Annotated in this window: 13 protein-coding genes and 3 pseudogenes; 7 read left to right on the top strand and 9 right to left on the bottom strand. The window is 59.4% G+C overall.

Features of this window, described 5'->3' with window-relative positions; genetic code table 11:
* The 6 genes and pseudogenes from CAF73_RS14590 to CAF73_RS14575 form a co-directional block, all read left to right on the top strand.
* Positions 1-1402, top strand: a pseudogene (locus CAF73_RS14590) (hypothetical protein); the annotation flags it as partial.
* Positions 1383-2510, top strand: a complete 1128-nt coding sequence (locus CAF73_RS14585) for a DNA-binding protein (protein ID WP_085703078.1) — start codon at positions 1383-1385, stop codon at positions 2508-2510. The pseudogene CAF73_RS14590 and the gene CAF73_RS14585, both read left to right, overlap by 20 nt.
* Positions 2507-2752, top strand: coding sequence for a hypothetical protein (locus CAF73_RS29820; RefSeq protein WP_139834842.1), 246 nt, complete (start codon positions 2507-2509; stop codon positions 2750-2752). The genes CAF73_RS14585 and CAF73_RS29820 overlap by 4 nt, the downstream gene beginning before the upstream one ends.
* A gap of 370 nt (positions 2753-3122) precedes the next feature.
* A complete protein-coding gene (locus CAF73_RS14580; RefSeq protein ID WP_227235470.1) occupies positions 3123-3872 on the top strand; it encodes a hypothetical protein in 750 nt (249 codons plus the stop codon).
* Entirely contained in the window at positions 3869-4114 is a 246-nt protein-coding gene (locus CAF73_RS29815; protein WP_139834841.1) for a hypothetical protein, read from the top strand. The genes CAF73_RS14580 and CAF73_RS29815 overlap by 4 nt, the downstream gene beginning before the upstream one ends.
* Positions 4115-4484: 370 nt before the next feature.
* Complete coding sequence (locus CAF73_RS14575; RefSeq protein WP_256574693.1) at positions 4485-5234, top strand: hypothetical protein; 750 nt, start codon at positions 4485-4487, stop codon at positions 5232-5234.
* A gap of 34 nt (positions 5235-5268) precedes the next feature.
* Here the strand turns inward: CAF73_RS14575 and CAF73_RS14570 are convergent, their stop codons facing one another.
* The 6 genes and pseudogenes from CAF73_RS14570 to CAF73_RS30800 all read right to left on the bottom strand — a co-directional run.
* Complete coding sequence (locus tag CAF73_RS14570; protein ID WP_085703075.1) at positions 5269-6249, bottom strand: D-2-hydroxyacid dehydrogenase family protein; 981 nt, start codon at positions 6247-6249, stop codon at positions 5269-5271.
* Positions 6250-6262: 13 nt separating this feature from the next.
* A complete protein-coding gene (locus tag CAF73_RS14565; RefSeq protein ID WP_085703074.1) occupies positions 6263-7288 on the bottom strand; it encodes an alpha/beta fold hydrolase in 1026 nt (341 codons plus the stop codon).
* Between the two features lie 85 nt (positions 7289-7373).
* Entirely contained in the window at positions 7374-7808 is a 435-nt protein-coding gene (locus CAF73_RS14560; protein ID WP_085696423.1) for a YqaA family protein, read from the bottom strand.
* Positions 7808-8254 carry a DUF411 domain-containing protein gene (locus CAF73_RS14555; protein WP_007957572.1) on the bottom strand — a complete coding sequence of 149 codons (447 nt, stop codon included), beginning with the start codon at positions 8252-8254 and terminating at the stop codon, positions 7808-7810. Before CAF73_RS14555 ends, CAF73_RS14560 begins: the two co-directional genes overlap by 1 nt.
* Before the next feature lie 164 nt (positions 8255-8418).
* A pseudogene (locus CAF73_RS30805) lies at positions 8419-8946 on the bottom strand (methyl-accepting chemotaxis protein); the annotation flags it as partial.
* A 333-nt stretch (positions 8947-9279) separates the two neighbouring features.
* A pseudogene (locus tag CAF73_RS30800) lies at positions 9280-10410 on the bottom strand (cache and HAMP domain-containing protein); the annotation flags it as partial.
* Positions 10411-10792: 382 nt separating this feature from the next.
* Here CAF73_RS30800 and CAF73_RS14545 point away from each other — a divergent pair.
* Complete coding sequence (locus CAF73_RS14545; RefSeq protein WP_085696420.1) at positions 10793-11326, top strand: hypothetical protein; 534 nt, start codon at positions 10793-10795, stop codon at positions 11324-11326.
* A 53-nt stretch (positions 11327-11379) separates the two neighbouring features.
* On the opposite strand, the gene CAF73_RS14540 is transcribed toward CAF73_RS14545, so the two are convergent.
* Genes CAF73_RS14540 through CAF73_RS14530 form a run of 3 tightly spaced genes read right to left on the bottom strand, consistent with a single transcriptional unit; the run spans position 11380 to position 16047 of the window.
* Positions 11380-12324 (bottom strand): GNAT family N-acetyltransferase, encoded by a 945-nt coding sequence (locus CAF73_RS14540; RefSeq protein ID WP_085703073.1) that lies wholly within the window; start codon positions 12322-12324, stop codon positions 11380-11382.
* Entirely contained in the window at positions 12324-13613 is a 1290-nt protein-coding gene (locus CAF73_RS14535; protein ID WP_085703072.1) for a phenylacetate--CoA ligase family protein, read from the bottom strand. Before CAF73_RS14535 ends, CAF73_RS14540 begins: the two co-directional genes overlap by 1 nt.
* Positions 13597-16047, bottom strand: coding sequence for an aldehyde dehydrogenase family protein (locus CAF73_RS14530; protein ID WP_085703071.1), 2451 nt, complete (start codon positions 16045-16047; stop codon positions 13597-13599). Before CAF73_RS14530 ends, CAF73_RS14535 begins: the two co-directional genes overlap by 17 nt.

Genomic DNA, 16047 nt, shown 5'->3' with positions numbered 1-16047 from the left:
CTCGGCCCGGTTGTACGGCGCGACGCCTGCAAGAGCAGGGGTGACAGTGGTGTTTCCGCCGGCGCAGCAGCAGGAACTGCGCGGGTTGTTGGGGAATATTCGGATGGGGTTGGGTGGGGTGTCGGCGGGGAGTCTGGTGAAGACGGAAGGGATGGGGTTGGTGGTGGTTTTGGTGCAGGTGGTGAATTTGGTGGGGGCAGCAAAGGAGCTGAAACAGCAGTCCAAGAACGAAAGGAGTTGGGGGCCGGTTTTGAATGCCTTGATGGCCACTGGTGCTGCTGGGTTCACGGCGGCACAAAGTCTGGCTGATACGGCATTGAAAGCTCGGGGCACGGCGCTTGTTGCTGGGCTTCAGCATCATGCCTTGCAGCACGTGCATGTGCAGATGGGGAAATTACATATTGGGTTGGGAGGTTTTACATACTTTCTAGGATTTTTAGCTTCGTTCTCCAACCTAAAGAATCAGCTTAAAAGTTGGCAGCAGGCAATTCGTAGTGGAAATGTTGCAGCCGAGAGAAGCGCGGCTTTAGCCACAATCGGTGCAACTGGTATGACAGCGGTTAACTCTTACGGGTTGGGTCATACAGTTCACGCTGGGTACAACGTGCTGGCTGCGGAAAACACTGCGGCACGAAGAGCTGCTTGGGCGGCAGCCGGCACACGCCTTTCTACCGTGTTTTTCCGCTTCAACTTGGCGGGCGCGTTATTCACAGTTTTGGAATTCAGCGGCACTTGGCTGTTCAACCGCTACAACCTTAGCGCCCACGACAAGTGGCTAAAGATCACGCCTTGGAGCCGGGACACGGAAATGCGCGGTGATCACACACTGGATGACTATCAAAGCTATCTGGCCTTTCTGATCCACGCGCCTTATGCGCAACTTGGCCCAAATCCATACGACTCCTGGCTGAAAAAACTGTTGTTCAAAGCCAAACCCAGCGATATCCATCTGGTGCTGCCAAGACTGACGTTGAGTGATCTCTTGCCTCCTTGGGGAGGCAAACCGAAATATCGATTAGGTATTGGCGCGCACCGTATTTCCATTCCCTTGCATAGCCGAGGAGCGCCGCGAGAACGCAAGGACGTGATCAGCGATCAGATTTTAAGTAGCCTGCGCATCGTCAACTCAACGCCCGAGGGACTGGTGCTTTGTCTTCACTACCCGGTGGATCCTGATTCGGAGTTCACTCCCGCGAAAGAAACGTTGGAACTGGCAGTTTGCATTCAAAAAATGGGTGACAAAGGCGAGTGGACGTCGCGGACTCGCGTCATACATCTAGACCCAAAGGGTGAAGGGCATTTCGCTGTTGTCACGGCTCAACTAGTCAAGGGGAACCCGCCCATGCTACTGGTTGAAACACAATTTCTGGAGCAGGCCGATCATGCTGAATTATCTCGATAAGTTAGATATGCCGCCGCCTGAAAAGCCCAGAAGAGCAGGCGATATCGAGCCCTTCCCGAGCGGAAAAATTACCTCTCTCGCTCCACTGCCATTACCAACACTAATGCCACCTTACGGTCCGCATATTGGTGAGCTGAATGATGGGTACATGGACTTTGGATTAGGAACTCCTCAAGTTTTCATGTGGCAAGTGACTGTTGGATTGCCGTTCAGTGGGATGTTCTTGGTCGCATTCTTATTTCCGCTTATTGGCGGTTTCATGTTCCTTTTATTTGGCATGGGCTGGGATGATATTTCTCACGCAATCAAGGGTATTTTCGATGAATCTTTTGGACTCGCTTTGTTAGGCGGCTTTTGGGCTCTTTCCATTTGTATTGGAGTCTGGCACCACAACCACAAAAAACGCGCCTCAATCATCCCGACCCGCTTCAACCGCCAACGCCGCGAAGTCTGCTTCATGCCCGAGGGCGCCACCGAGCCAGTGTTCGTCCCCTGGGAATCCCTCTCCGCCTGGATCATCGAAGCCCAGGGCGCCACCCAATACGGCATCCATCGCCAATACGGCATGGGCATCGGCTTCTACGAAGGCGAAACCCTCACCAGCCTCGAATTCCAATGCGCCGGCCTGCCCCTCGCGATCAGCCATTGGGAAGCCATTCGCGGCTACATGGAATACGAGGTCAACGACCTCAAATCGATCCAGGATCTGCAAGACCTGCAAGGCCCCGACGACCCGCCTCACGAAGGCCTGCACACCTTCCGCAACGCCCGAGCGCGCATGCACCAGCAGATCCACGACGGTTCACGTTCTCGGCTGTCGGGTTTCTTCTGGTACCTCTATCACGTCATGACCTTGTGGACGATTCCCAACCACCTCGTCGAATGGGAAGTGCGGCGTCTCGAACGGATCGGCAAACAGGCCCTGCCCGAGGCCATGCGCCAATGGTCGGAGCCTCTGCCGAAAGAGCAGTGGGCCAAACCGAGTGAAGAGTTGCTGCGGCTGAGCGAGCAGGTACGTCAACTGCAAAAGCGCCAGCCGCATCGGCCGATCACCGAGATCTTTGCCGAGGTGCAGCGCACGGCATCTACGGGTAAGCGCCGCGCATGAATTGTTTTCCCAAACAGCGAACGGGGGCCGAATTCACGCCAGCGAGGGAAACACTGGAGTTGGCCGTTTGTATTCAGAACTTGAACGACAAAGGTGAATGGACATCGCGCACCCGTGTCATTCATATCGACCCAAGGGGAGAAGGGCATTTTGCAGTGGTTGCTCCACAACTGGTCGAAGAGAAACCACCGGTTCTAATGGTTGAAACGCAGTTTCTGGAGCAGGCCGACCATGCTGAATAATCACATTGAACCTGTAGTTATCTCGCAAATTGAGACACCTCGAAAAGCAGGAGATGTCGAGCCAATTCCGAGCGGTAAGGTCACTTATCTCGCACCGTTGCCATTGCCAACCTCTATACCTGCTTATGGACCTCATGTCGGGGAGATGAATGATGTTTTCCTGGATTTTGGTTTGGGATCACCGCAAGTATTTATGTGGCAAATGACTTTAGGTGGACCATTCAGCGTGACCTGTACGGTTTTATTTCTCTTCCCGCTGATTACAGGATTTCTTGGGGTCATTTTTGGATATGGACAGGAAGCCATATGGGATTCGATGGCCGCAATCTTTGAAGAGGCATGGGAAAACATAATGTTCACAGGCCCTCTCATGCTCCCAATAACCTTGGGAGTCTGGCACCACAACCACAAAAAACGCGCCTCAATCATCCCAACCCGCTTCAACCGCCAACGCCGCGAAGTCTGCTTCATGCCCGAGGGCGCCACTGAGCCGGTCTTCGTCCCCTGGGAATCCCTCTCCGCCTGGATCATCGAAGCCCAGGGCGCCACCCAATACGGCATTCACCGCCAGTACGGCATGGGCATCGGTTTCTACGAAGGCGAAACCCTCACCAGCCTCGAATTCCAATGCGCCGGCCTGCCACTCGCGATCAGCCATTGGGAAGCCATTCGCGGCTACATGGAATACGAAATCCACGACCTCAAACCGATCCAGGATCTGCAAGACTTGCAAGGCCCCGACGACCCACCTCACGAAGGCCTGCACACCTTCCGTAATGCCCGAGCGCGCATGCATCAGCAGATCCGCGACGGCTCTCGTTCGCAGCTGTCGGGTTTCTTCTGGTACCTCTATCACGTCATGACCTTGTGGACGATTCCCAACCGCCTCGTCGAATGGGAAGTGCGCCGCCTCGAACGGATCGGCAAACAGGCCCTGCCCGAGGCCATGCGCCAATGGTCGGAGCCGCTGCCGAAAGAGCAGTGGGCCAAGCCGAGTGAAGAGCTGCTGCGGCTGAGTGAGCAAGTACGCCAACTGCAAAAGCGCCAGCCGCATCGACCGATCACCGAGATATTTGCCGAGGTGCAGCGCATGGGATCTACGGGTAAGCGCCGCGCATGAATTGTTTTCCCAAACAGCGAACGGGGGCCGAATTCACACCAGCGAAGGAAACTCTGGAGTTGGCTGTTTGTGTTCAGAGCCTGGACGACAAAGGTGAATGGACATCCCGCACCCGTGTCATTCATATCGATCCTCGGGGTGATGGTCATTTTTCAGTGGTTGCTCCTGAACTCGTCAAAGAGAAACCGCCGATTTTGCTTGTCGAAACCCAGTTTTTAGAGCAGGCCGATCATGCCGAATAATCTCGTCGAGCCATTGGTTGTGCAGCAGCTTGAACAACCCAGAAAGGCAGGAGATACGGAGCCGTTTCCGAGTGGGCAAATTACTTATGTCTCTCCGCTGCCATTACCAACACTAATGCCACCTTACGGCCCACATATCGGTGAGTTGAATAATGAGTACATGGACTTTGGGTTGGGGTCGCCACAAGTCTTTTCTTGGCAGGTCGTATTGGGTGGACCATTGAGCGTGTCTTTCACAGTAGTTTTCTTATTCCCACTGATTACCGGGTTTTTGGGAGTTATTTTTGGGTACGGGCAGGAAGCCATTTGGGACTCGATGGTCGGTATCTTTGAAATAGCCTGCGAGAACATATCGTTCACTGGCCCATTCATGCTGCTCATCACCCTCGGCGTCTGGCACCACAACCACAAAAAACGCGCCTCAATCATCCCGACCCGCTTCAACCGCCAACGCCGCGAAGTCTGCTTCATGCCCGAGGGCGCCACTGAGCCGGTCTTCGTCCCCTGGGAATCCCTCTCCGCCTGGATCATCGAAGCCCAGGGCGCCACCCAATACGGCATCCACCGCCAATACGGCATGGGCATCGGCTTCTACCACGGCGAAACCCTCACCAGCCTCGAATTCCAATGCGCCGGCCTGCCGCTCGCCATCAGCCATTGGGAAGCCATTCGCGGCTACATGGAATACGAGGTCAACGACCTCAAATCGATCCAGGATCTGCAAGACCTGCAAGGCCCCGACGACCCGCCTCACGAAGGCCTGCACACCTTCCGCAACGCCCGAGCGCGCATGCACCAGCAGATCCACGACGGTTCACGTTCTCGGCTGTCGGGTTTCTTCTGGTACCTCTATCACGTCATGACCCTGTGGACGATTCCCAATCGACTCGTCGAATGGGAAGTGCGCCGCCTCGAAAGGATCGGCAAGCAAGCGCTGCCCGAGGCCATGCGCCAATGGTCGGAGCCGCTGCCGAAAGAGCAGTGGGCCAAACCGAGTGAAGAGTTGCTGCGGCTGAGCGAGCAGGTACGTCAACTGCAAAAGCGCCAGCCGCATCGGCCGATCACCGAGATCTTTGCCGAGGTGCAGCGTATGGCATCGACCAACGGTCGCCGAGCATGAGTGGATGTTATCGATGGCGAGGTTGCCCGGTGGCTTAGCCACCACCGGTCAAGGCGTCCGATCTGTTCAACAGCCGGATGGGGTTTCCCGCCGACCAGGCCTGAATGTCCTCGATCATCTGCGAAAAGAACAACTCATAGTTCTGGCGGCTGACATACCCGACATGGGGCGTGGCCAGCACGTTGTCGAGGGTGCGAAACGGGTGCAGGGCCGGCAGCGGTTCCTGATCGAACACGTCCAGGGCCGCACCGGCGATGCGCTGTTTCTGCAAGGCCTTGATCAGCGCCGCTTCGTCGACAATCGGCCCGCGCGCGGTGTTCACCAGCAGCGCGGTCGGCTTCATCCAGCCCAGTGCCTGGGCATCGACGAGACCCCGGCTGCGGTCGCTGAGCACCAGGTGCACCGACAGCACGTCAGCCTGTTCGAACAGCTGTTGCTTGCTGACATAGGTGACGCCGGCCTGTTCGGCGCGCTCGGCGGTGAGGTTTTCGCTCCAGGCGATGACGCGCATGCCGAACACCTGACCGAACTGCGCCACCCGCTGGCCGATGCTGCCGAGCCCGAGAATGCCGAGGGTCTTGCCGTGCAGGTCGCTACCCAGCCCTTGCTGCCACTGGCCGGCGCGCAAGGCATTGGCTTCGTTCACCAGATTGCGGGTGGCGGCCATGATCAGCGCCCAGGTCAGTTCCGGCGCCGCGTGCTTATAGCTGTCGGTGCCGCAGACCTTGATCCCGAGCCGGGCGGCGGCCGGCATGTCCAGCGCCGCGTTGCGCATGCCCCCGGTGACCAGCAGCTTCAGGTTCGGCAAGCGCTTGAGCAGGTCCTCATCGAAGCGCGTGCGTTCACGCATCACGCAGATCACTTCGTATGGGCCCAGACGCTCGGCCAGTGTGGCGTTGTCCGCCGGGTAGTCATGGACAAAGGTCACTTTGCCGAGACTGTCGAGCACCGACCAGTCGACTACGCCCCGCGCGACGTCCTGCCAGTCATCGATCACCGCAATCTGCACCGCCATCAGCGTTACCTCTTCAACGAACGGGATTGGTTTTGTCCAGCCAGCCCAGCAGTGCCTGGTGGAACTTCGCCGGCTCTTCCATCTGCGGGGCGTGGCCCATGCCGGGGAACTCCACCAGCGTGGACTGAGGAATCAGTTTGGCAACCTGCTTGCCCAGCACCTCGTAGTGACCGATTTTGGCCTTCACTTCCGGCGGCGCGATGTCCTTGCCGATGGCGGTTGTGTCGGAAGTGCCGATCAGCAGCAGGGTCGGCATCTTCAGGTCCTTGAACTCGTAGTACACCGGCTGGGTGAAGATCATGTCGTAGATCAGCGCCGAGTTCCATGCGACCTGAGTCTTGCCCGGGCCGTTACTCAGCCCGGCGAGCATGTCGACCCAGCGGTCGAATTCGGGTTTCCAGCGCCCGTCGTAATAGGTCGTGCGTTCATAGTCACGAATGCCCTGGGCGGTGACTTTCAATTCGCGCTGATACCACTGATCGACGCTGCGATAGGGAACGCCGAGGGCTTTCCAGTCTTCCAGGCCGATCGGATTGACCAGCGCCAGTTGCTCGACCTGATCCGGGTATTGCAGCGCATAACGGGTGGCAAGCATGCCGCCGGTGGAGTGGCCGAGCAGGGTGGCTTTCTGGATGCCCAGGGCCTTGAGCAGTTGCTGGGTGTTGGCCGCCAGTTGCTGGAAGGTGTACTGGTAGTGATCGGGTTTGCTGGAGGTGCAGAAACCGATCTGGTCCGGGGCAACCACCCGGTAGCCGGCTTCGCTCAAGGCCTGGATCGAACTGTCCCAGGTCGCGCCGCAGAAATTCTTGCCGTGCATCAGGACCACGGTGCGCCCGTTGGCCTTGCCGTGGGCGGCGACGTCCATGTAACCCATTTGCAGCGACTTGCCCTGGGACTGAAAGGCAAAGTGCTTGAGGGTGTAGGGATAATCGAAACCTTGCAGTTCCGGGCCGTATTGCGGGCCTTCGGCGTGAGCAAGCAGGGGCAGGGCGGCGGTCAGCAACAGGCCGGGCAGCCAGCGGGTCAGCGACACAGACATAAGACAACTCCACAAGAAATCGGCCGAGGCTGGAACGGCCGGATTAGGGCGACGTTAAACACAGGCAATGTCCGGGCCCGATCGTTCAACCGAGCCAGCCCAGGGTGAGCATCGCCAGCACCCCGTAGCGGGCGCCTTTGGCGATAGTGACGATTAACAGGAATCGTCCAAGAGGTTCGCGCATGACCCCGGCGATCAACGTCAGCGGATCGCCGATGACCGGCAACCAACTGAACAGTAGCGACCAGTGACCATAGCGCTGATAGTGAACCCGGGCGCGTTCCATATGTTTGCGGCTGACAGGAAACCAGCGCCGGTCCTGAAACCGTTCCAGCCCGCGCCCCAGCCACCAGTTCACCAGCGAACCGAGGACGTTGCCCAGCGTCGCCACCGCCAGCAGGCCCCAAAGCCAGTAACGATCGCTGACCAGCAACCCGACCAGCACGGCTTCCGATTGCAGCGGCAACAGGGTTGCTGCACCAAACGCGGCCAGGAACAGCCCGAGATAACCCGCCGTCATCAATGGGCCGGGTAATCCGCCACCACGACATCGGCGCCGTCTTTCTTCAGGCCGATCACTTGATACGCATCGCTCATGCCGTCCATTTCCATGCCGGGCGAGCCCATCGGCATACCCGGTGCAGCAACGCCAAGCAGGTCGTCGCGCTTGCTCAGGGCCAGCACCTGTTCCGCCGGAACATGGCCTTCGACGAATTTGCCGTTGATGATCGCCGTGTGGCAGGACGCCAGACGCGGCGGTACGCCGTGTTGTTGCTTGAAGCTGCTCATGTCGGATTCGACGTGGTCTTCGACCTTGAAGCCATTGGCTTCCAGGTGGCTGATCCACTTCTTGCAGCAGCCGCAGTTGGCGTCGCGGTGGACTTCGATCGGGATGAGGTCGGCGGCTTGCGCCAGGGAGGAGATAAACAATGCGCTCAGGGCGGCCAGACGCAGATGGTTTCGCATGGAGGGCTCTCGGCTCAAAGGAGAAACGGTCAAAAAAGGAAGGCATTTTGACCGGTTTTTCCTGCCGGGCATCAACGGAGTGTTTCCAAGTGATACGAGGCAGGCCTGCCAACATGATCGTAGATCAAAGCTGACAGGCCGCTGAGCACAAGATGACAAAACTGTCAGCGCACCTTGAAACGCCCCATGATCGCGCTTACCCGGCTGTTGGCTTCCAGCAGCTGGCGGGTGTTGAGTTCGCTGGCCTGGCCGCTTTCTACCAGTTCATCAACCATGTGGCGGATCTGCACCATGCTGCGGTTGATCTCTTCGGTGACCGCACTTTGCTGTTCGGCGGCGGTGGCGATCTGAGTGCTGAGGCTGTTGATGTGGCTGACTGCACCGGCCATTTCGTCCAGCCCGCTGTTGACCCGGGTGGTGGCATCGGCGGCCGACTGGCAGCTGGCCTGGGTGTTTTCCATGGCGCTGACCGACGAGCTCACGCCTTGGGTCAGGCGGGTCAACATCTCGTTGATTTCCGAGGTACTGGCCTGCGTGCGGGCGGCGAGGGCACGGACTTCGTCCGCCACCACCGCAAAACCGCGACCCTGTTCACCAGCCCGTGCCGCTTCGATCGCAGCGTTGAGCGCCAGCAGGTTGGTCTGGCCGGCGATGGCGCCAATCACACCAAGGATTTCGGTGATGCGCTGGGCGTCCTGCTGCATGCTTTCTACCTTGTGGGTGGCGCTGGCCACCTCGTCGATCAACGCCACCACGCTGCCGGACGCTTCACCGACCACGATGCGCGAACGGTCGGCGTTTTCGTTGGCGCGCTGGGTGAAGGCGGCGGTTTCGGCGGCATTTTGCGCGACACTTTCGGCGGTCGAGCTCATTTCGTTGATCGCGGTAACCGTCTGATCGGTTTCCGAAGCGTGACGCAGCAGAATCTGGCTGGTGTGCGCCGAGGTGCGTTGCAGGTTGTCGAGGCTCGAAGCCATGGCGCCGGTAGCCTGGGTGACTTCGCCGATCATGTTTTGCAGGTAGGCGATGAAGGTGTTGACCGAATGCCCGATGGCGCCGAGTTCGTCTTCAGCGCGGATGGTGATGCGCCGGGTCAGGTCGGCATCGCCGCTGGACAGCGAATCGATATTGGCTTTCAGCGCTTTCATGCGCGAAACCAGTTGGCGGATCGCGTAGACCTGCAACAGCACCAGCAGAATCACCAGCGGAATCTGCAACAGGCTCAGACTGCTGAGCACGTCGTCACGCTGGGCGGTGAGCATTTTGGTGGGCAGCGCGGTGGCGAGGAACCACGGGGTGCCTTCGATCGGACGCATGAAGAACGTGCTGGCTTCACCGTGGTTGTCGAATTCGACGCGCTGCGCCTGCTCGCGGTTTTGCAATCCGGCCTTGACCTGGCTGGCGAAGGTCGAGCCGCCGGCCAGTTCGCTGATGTTTTTCAGCACGATCGGCCCGCTGATGCGCGAACTGTTGCTGATGATCTTGCCGTCGGCCTCGACGATCAGCATTTCGGCGTTGAGGTCTTTTTCCTTGCGCGCCACCAGATCGTTGAAGAAGCCCAGGGTCACGTCGATGGTCGAGACGCCCCAGGCGCTGCCGTTTTTCTGGATGGCCATGGCGCAGTTGGTGCGTGGTTCGGCGCTGGCGTCATCTTTATAGGCAGCAGCCCAGGCACATTGGCCGCGCGGGGTCTGCATGCCGCCCTTGTACCAGCTCTGGTCGTAATAGTTGGGGGCCGCGTCGCTGTTCCAGAAGGTGTTCACCGCCAGTTTGCCGGAGGCATCACGGTGCCAGAACGTACTGAACTTGTTGCGTCCGGCCTCACGCTGACCGGGCAACGGCCAGATGCCGCCGCCGAATACTTTCAGTTCACCGTATTGATCCACCAGCCCGGGCAACACGGTGTCGATGGCTGCGCTGTCGAGCAACGGAATGGTCTGGGTGATGCTGCGCTGTTGCGCCTGGACCTTGTTCAATTCGCCCTGGATCTGCTCGGCCACTTCCGCAATGCGGTTGAGCACGACTTGTTCTTCGGTATGGCGCAGCTTGGGCGCGACCAGTTGGCTGATGCCAACCACCGTCAGAACTGACAACAGCAGAATGAACAGAACCAGAAACAGCGTGTAGCGAGCCTGAATGGTGCGGAATGCGGGCATGGAAACCGGTCCTTGAGCAGGGATTCTTATTGTGGGCAGGGAAAAAAACAGCGCGGGTTTCCTAACGTATCGTCGGGTCCTCGGGAAGCTTTAGGTACTTTCGTCCTAAAAAAAGCGATCCCGACCAAAGGAACGTATCGGGCCTGATACACAAGAACTAACCGGGCCGAACATTAGAGCAATAAACCCACTTTAATCACCTTGTCATGATCGCTCTGCTCCCGTATTTCCGGGCGGTTTACGGTTTGTATCGTGAATGTACAAAAATTGTAAAAAAGTGCAGAAAGGAGTTGGTGCCACTAGTTTGCCGGCCGATACTCCGGGCAACTCAAAAGTGGTTCAACAAGGAACTTTTCATGTTTTCTTCGCAAGGAGCCTGCGCATGACTATCGGATATACCGGTGCCTGGCAACCCAAGGCGGGTCTGCTGGTTCGAGATACAGCAAGCTCGAGCAAACCGGTTTCTCAAAGCGTGAAGGTCAAGCAGATGCTGGCCCTGGTCGGCAACGATCCCACCGTGATCAATACGGCGGAGATGGACAAGCAGGGTCTGCACAAGAACATCAAGGGTTTCGATCCGACCAATGTTTCGGCCAAGCAACTGGGCAGCCTGAGCGCAATGCTGCGTAGCCGCGGCCTGATTTCCGAAATCACGTCCATGACCTTGCTCAATGCAGGCGACAAGTTCGATCGCTTCGGCATCCAGAAAGACCCGGATGCCAAGTTCAATGCGCTGGAGTATTTCGCCACGCAACTCGATACCATCCAGAACAACAATCTCAAGGGCAACAAGTACGCGAATACGTTGATCCCCGAGTACAAGAAAGCCATTTATGTACTGCAGAGCCTGCAGACTTACGGTCAGGGCGGGGAGCGCAAGCCTCCTACCGATCAAGGTGTAAAAGCCAAGGCCTGAAAGACAGGGCCCACTCCGGTAACGGGGTGGGCCCTTTCGTTTATATGCGGCGTTTATGGGCGGCTGCCACTTCTGCGATGACAGGCCGGCGGTGCGATCTGCCGCTGCATATCGTCATGCAATCGCTGCATTTGCGGGCAATGCAAGGACAGGGATTTGGGCTGGAATCCCCGATGAAACAACGCCAGCCATCCTGCTCCTCTGTCATCGGGCGCCAGTCCGCTGAACACGAAGCCTATCGTCGACAGCCGGTGCCAGGCCTTGTCGAAACCCTGCGCCAGCCTGAGTCTGATCGATATCAGCCAATGGTCGGGCAGTTGCTGCAATTCTTTGAGCAAACTGTCGTCCACTTCTTTGAAAACCCCGTCGAATCGCCCCCAGCGCTGCTCCAGCTGCGCCGGCGCGCCGATCCACGGCGACACGTTCAACCGCGTTCCGAACACGTCGCACAGCTGTTGCATGAACTCACGGCATTCATCCGGCCAGGTCAATGCCGGCAGCGGGCGCTGATAACCATCGACGGGGGCGTAACCCAATACCAGCGATTCCGTCACGGCGTCGCCAAAGGGCGAAGGCGCATGATCGGGCAATAAGCCGGTGTTGTGAAACCCAAGACCGGCGGCCATTTTCTGCGTGTAGGGGTGATGGGTCATTTGCTTGATCGTGACGCCCTGATAACCCAACGCTTGCGCATGGATCAGCAAGTGCCGGCCCAGTTCAGTGGCGACGTTCTGCCCACGGATCTGCGGATCCACCACGCTCAGCGCCAGCTCGGCGATGGACGATTCCTTGTCGAGAATCAGCGTGGAGTGGCCCGCCACCCGATTGTCGGACACCGCCACCAACGAATGCCAGTGGCCGTCGGCGTGGTTCTGGCTGATCAACCGGGGCAGGTAAACATGCGGCTGAGCGTAATGATCGCCATAGATCTTCCTGAACAGGCGACTGACCGCCGCAGCGTCACTGGTGCGATAACTTCGCAGGGTGATGGAATCCATCAGCAACGCTCCTGGTTATGGCCGTTGTAGACACGACGGTCCAGCACACGCTGACGTTTGCCGGAGCGTGGATGACGTTCCAGTTCCTGCGTCGTACAGCAGCGAATCCGCAGCGCAAGCTGGTGATCGGCGCTCAGTTGCTCGATCAACGGATAGTCTTCAAGCAAGGCGCGATGCAGCGTCTGGTCGGCTTCAGCGATTGCCGGTGACAGGGCGTCCGGTGCCCAGTGCAGACGCAGAATATCCGTCGCACCCTCCTGCTCGATCACCAGTTGCCATTCGTCGCTGCCGGTGATGCGCCACACTGTCTCGCCGATCGATTGCGGCAGCAGGGTCAGGATACCCACGCGCACCCGCTGGCTGTCGGCGCAGCGGCCCATCAATGCGAACTTGCGCCGGGGCGTGCCGGACGGTTCGCACCAGCATGCACGGTCACCGACCGGGTAGCGGATCAACGGCATCAACCGGCGTGTGAGGTTGGTCATCACCAGTCGTCCGGACCGGCCGCATTCTTCGATCACTTCGCCGCTGTTCTCGTCGAGGATTTCCAGCAGTGCGTGACCTTCAGGAACCCGATGTTCACCCAGGGCACAGTCGCGATGACTGGCACCGATGAAGCCGGCGTCGACGCTGGCGTAGCCGATGGACGCCACTCGGGCTTTGGGAAACACTCGCTCAAGCCGTCGCAACTGGGCGTCAAACAGGCTTTCACCGGCGTAAAGCAGGGCGGTGATGTGCTCGAGAGTCCGGCCCTGTTGTTCGAGCCAGGCTGCGAAGGTCAGCAGATGGGCGGGCAGGCCCGCCAGCACGTTGATCCGGTGCCGGGCAATCGCATCGCTCAGCAGGATCGAGTCGACATGGCCGGTAAAGGGAAACTCGACAACCTCGGTTTGCACATGCGCCAGGGCATCGTGGGTAAAGATGAAACTGGCATACAGGTCACCGACAAAAAACAGGTTGGCGACCCGGTCCCCGGCGTTCAATTGCGCACCGAGGCTGCGACCGAAGTCTGTTACCAGCGTCCGCCATTCCTCGCGCCGGAACAGTGAAAACTTGCCGGCGCTGGTGGTGCCTCCGGTCTTGAACACCAGCGCGTCAGTCAGCGGCGCTGTCAGGGCAGGCCAATGGTCGAGGTCATGACTGCCTTTCCAGTATTCCCCTGGGTCAATCACCGGCAGTTGTTCCAGTGATGTGACCGGCCGGGAAAGTTCGGCGAAGTGACGCGCATAAAAGCCGGAATACTGTCGAGCAAAGGTGACCAGCTCTTGCCATTCAAACCGTGTGTTCATGTTCGGTTCCTTGCGTGTCTGTGCAGGGACCAACGCCCCGATTGTCGATCAGCAACGGCGTCTTGCCGCTGTGTTTGTTGCGGGTGAACCGGTCGCTGCCGCAAACCTCTACCTCGACGGTCAGCAGCCCGGTCTGGATGAGCGTGGCCAGCGTCGGGTAATCCAGCAGGCGACGCTGAACATCATCGGATAGCCTCGGGCTGCGAAAACGCATGCGCTCCAGTCCGTCCGGGGCGTGCTCAAGGATCAGCTGGAACTCGGTCTCCAGGTGCTCTGCCAGTTGCGACAGACAGATGAAGTCGGTGCCGATGCGGATCAACTTGCCGTGACGTTGCAGCAGCTCGAAGCGCGGTGTAGGCAGCCCGCAGTCACACATACCGGGGAGCCAGCGACCGCTGTCACCGACGTCGTAGCGCTGAACGTCCTGGCCTTCGCGCTTAATGGAGGTAAACACCAGGCGCCCGGTTTCATTACCGGTCACCGCACGATCCGACTCGAAATCGACGATCTCCAGGTGCTGGATATCGCTCATCAGATGGAACACCCCATCGCCGGTGGCCGGGCAGGCATGGCCGAGCGGTCCGGCGTCGACGCTGCCGTAAATGGCCGAGCGGATCAGCCTGACGCCGCAGCTGCGCATCAGGGCGAGGCTTTGTTCACCGGGATGTTCGCCGCCGAGGAAGACTTTTTCGATCCCGCCATAGGTACGCAGTCGTGCCTGCTCGTTGAGGAACAGACGGTGCAGGGTGCTGGGCATGCCGACCAGTACGGTGACGCGCTGATCGATGATGACCTGCGCGATCTCGCGGTAATCGTCATCGGCCGGAGCCCCCATCGGCAGGTGCGTGGCACCCAGCAGTTCCAGCACTTTGGAGAAACTGAAGAAACCGCCATACAGCCCCCCACTGAAGAACAGGTTCATTACCCGGTCGCAACTCGGGTCGAGACCCGCCGCGAACAACCCGTCAGCGCTGGCGCGCATCTGTCGATCAAAGTCGCGGTAGCTGTAACCGGCCAGCGCCGGGGTTCCGCTGCTGCCACCCGAGCGGAAATACAAACGGGCCGCTGGATGGATAGGGCGTCTGACGAAGGTCTCCTTGCTCATGATCGGCAGATTGGCCACGCCGGGTGGCGCCGGCAGCGGATCGAGCGTGGCGCAGGTCGTCAGTGCCGTCGTCGACAGGCTGACCGACACGCGCCGGCTCAAGCGTTGCAGGGCATACACGCCGTCGTGGGGCTCGCCTTCGTAACCATCGTGAATCGCCTGCACCGGGGTAATCCGTGTGACGCCGGCGGCAATCAGCGTCCGGGCCAGTCCGGCCATTTCGTGATCGGCACACATCAGTCCGGCGCTTTGCAATACGTTTCGCCAAGGCAGTAGCGCCTCGGTCACCCGCGGACGTGGCACAGGCTTGAGCAGCAGACTGCGAAACAGCGGCGAGGGGCCCAGTTGCCGGTCGTGGTTCCAGATGACGCGCCAGTCCGGCGCCTGCCAGACCTGTCCGCTGGCCCCGCCAAAGCTCTGAGCCAGTCGCGCCATCGCGGTTCGGGTGGTGATTTGCGAAGCCTCCTGAATTGAAGGTTGCAAGGCCGGCCAGTGTCGGGATCGACGTTCGAATGCCTCGGCCATGCCATTGCCGATCGAGCGCAAGACGTTCTCGTCGTCACTGTCCACCAGCAGCCATTGCGGACTGGAACAAGCCTGCTGGTCGAGGCGGCAGACTTCATCGGCCACGGCGTCCAGCGCTTGTGGCGAGACCGCTGCCGGTGTCAGGTAGATGAAACTGATGCGGTGGCCCCAGTCGATCCAGCGACATCCAGGCGCGAGTTGCTGGCGGATGGCTTGCAGCGCGGACTCGCCGCCCCACACCGACACTCCGTTGGCCTGTTGGCACAATTCACCGATCCGCGCCGTGCTGGCCGGAACGACTGCAACATGCCCGGCGATCTGGCCGGTGGCATCGCACTGCGCCAATCCATGCAGCAATTGCGCGGTCATTCCCTGATCGCTGCTGCTGGGCCGCAACCAGTTGACGTTGCCGGCCAGCAGTCCCTCGATCACCGCGCAGAACGCCAGCAACGGCGAGTTGCCGGGAGTGATGTGGACCACCAGGCCCAGCGGACTCCAGCGTTCAAAGCGCGGCTGGCGATAATCGAGGCGACGCAGGCTGGCCGGTTGTGCGCCGAGTTCGCGCTCAAGCTTGCAGCGCAGCGCAGCGGGTTGGCAGAACCCGATCAGTAACTGACGTTGTTCAGCGTCGAGCGGAAAGGGCAGATCCGGGTCTTGCAGGCGTCTGGCAAAGGTAGCCGCCGTGTCAAGGACCGTCGCCGTGTCCAGCGGCGTGACCAGCCGTTGTGGCAAGTCCGGATAAAGCTTTTCCAATGCGAGGTCGAAGGTGTAGTCGTCGTGAAGTTGTCCGTTGATCAGGTACAT

Origin of the sequence: Pseudomonas sp. B15(2017) (genome assembly GCF_002113215.1) — a bacterium.
Classification (GTDB): Bacteria; Pseudomonadota; Gammaproteobacteria; order Pseudomonadales; family Pseudomonadaceae; genus Aquipseudomonas.
The sequence above is the reverse complement of the archived record's forward strand: the minus strand, read 5'-3'. Positions and strand labels throughout refer to the sequence as shown.

Excerpts from the sequence above, each read along its gene's own strand:
- CAF73_RS14585 (WP_085703078.1), top strand. The coding sequence starts at position 1,383 with ATGCTGAATTATCTCGATAAGTTAGATATGCCGCCGCCTGAAAAGCCC.
- CAF73_RS29820 (WP_139834842.1), top strand. The coding sequence starts at position 2,507 with ATGAATTGTTTTCCCAAACAGCGAACGGGGGCCGAATTCACGCCAGCG.
- CAF73_RS14580 (WP_227235470.1), top strand. The coding sequence starts at position 3,123 with ATGCTCCCAATAACCTTGGGAGTCTGGCACCACAACCACAAAAAACGC.
- CAF73_RS29815 (WP_139834841.1), top strand. The coding sequence starts at position 3,869 with ATGAATTGTTTTCCCAAACAGCGAACGGGGGCCGAATTCACACCAGCG.
- CAF73_RS14575 (WP_256574693.1), top strand. The coding sequence starts at position 4,485 with ATGCTGCTCATCACCCTCGGCGTCTGGCACCACAACCACAAAAAACGC.
- CAF73_RS14570 (WP_085703075.1), bottom strand. The coding sequence starts at position 6,249 with ATGGCGGTGCAGATTGCGGTGATCGATGACTGGCAGGACGTCGCGCGG.
- CAF73_RS14565 (WP_085703074.1), bottom strand. The coding sequence starts at position 7,288 with ATGTCTGTGTCGCTGACCCGCTGGCTGCCCGGCCTGTTGCTGACCGCC.
- CAF73_RS14560 (WP_085696423.1), bottom strand. The coding sequence starts at position 7,808 with ATGACGGCGGGTTATCTCGGGCTGTTCCTGGCCGCGTTTGGTGCAGCA.
- CAF73_RS14555 (WP_007957572.1), bottom strand. The coding sequence starts at position 8,254 with ATGCGAAACCATCTGCGTCTGGCCGCCCTGAGCGCATTGTTTATCTCC.
- CAF73_RS14545 (WP_085696420.1), top strand. The coding sequence starts at position 10,793 with ATGACTATCGGATATACCGGTGCCTGGCAACCCAAGGCGGGTCTGCTG.
- CAF73_RS14540 (WP_085703073.1), bottom strand. The coding sequence starts at position 12,324 with ATGGATTCCATCACCCTGCGAAGTTATCGCACCAGTGACGCTGCGGCG.
- CAF73_RS14535 (WP_085703072.1), bottom strand. The coding sequence starts at position 13,613 with ATGAACACACGGTTTGAATGGCAAGAGCTGGTCACCTTTGCTCGACAG.
- CAF73_RS14530 (WP_085703071.1), bottom strand. The coding sequence starts at position 16,047 with ATGTACCTGATCAACGGACAACTTCACGACGACTACACCTTCGACCTC.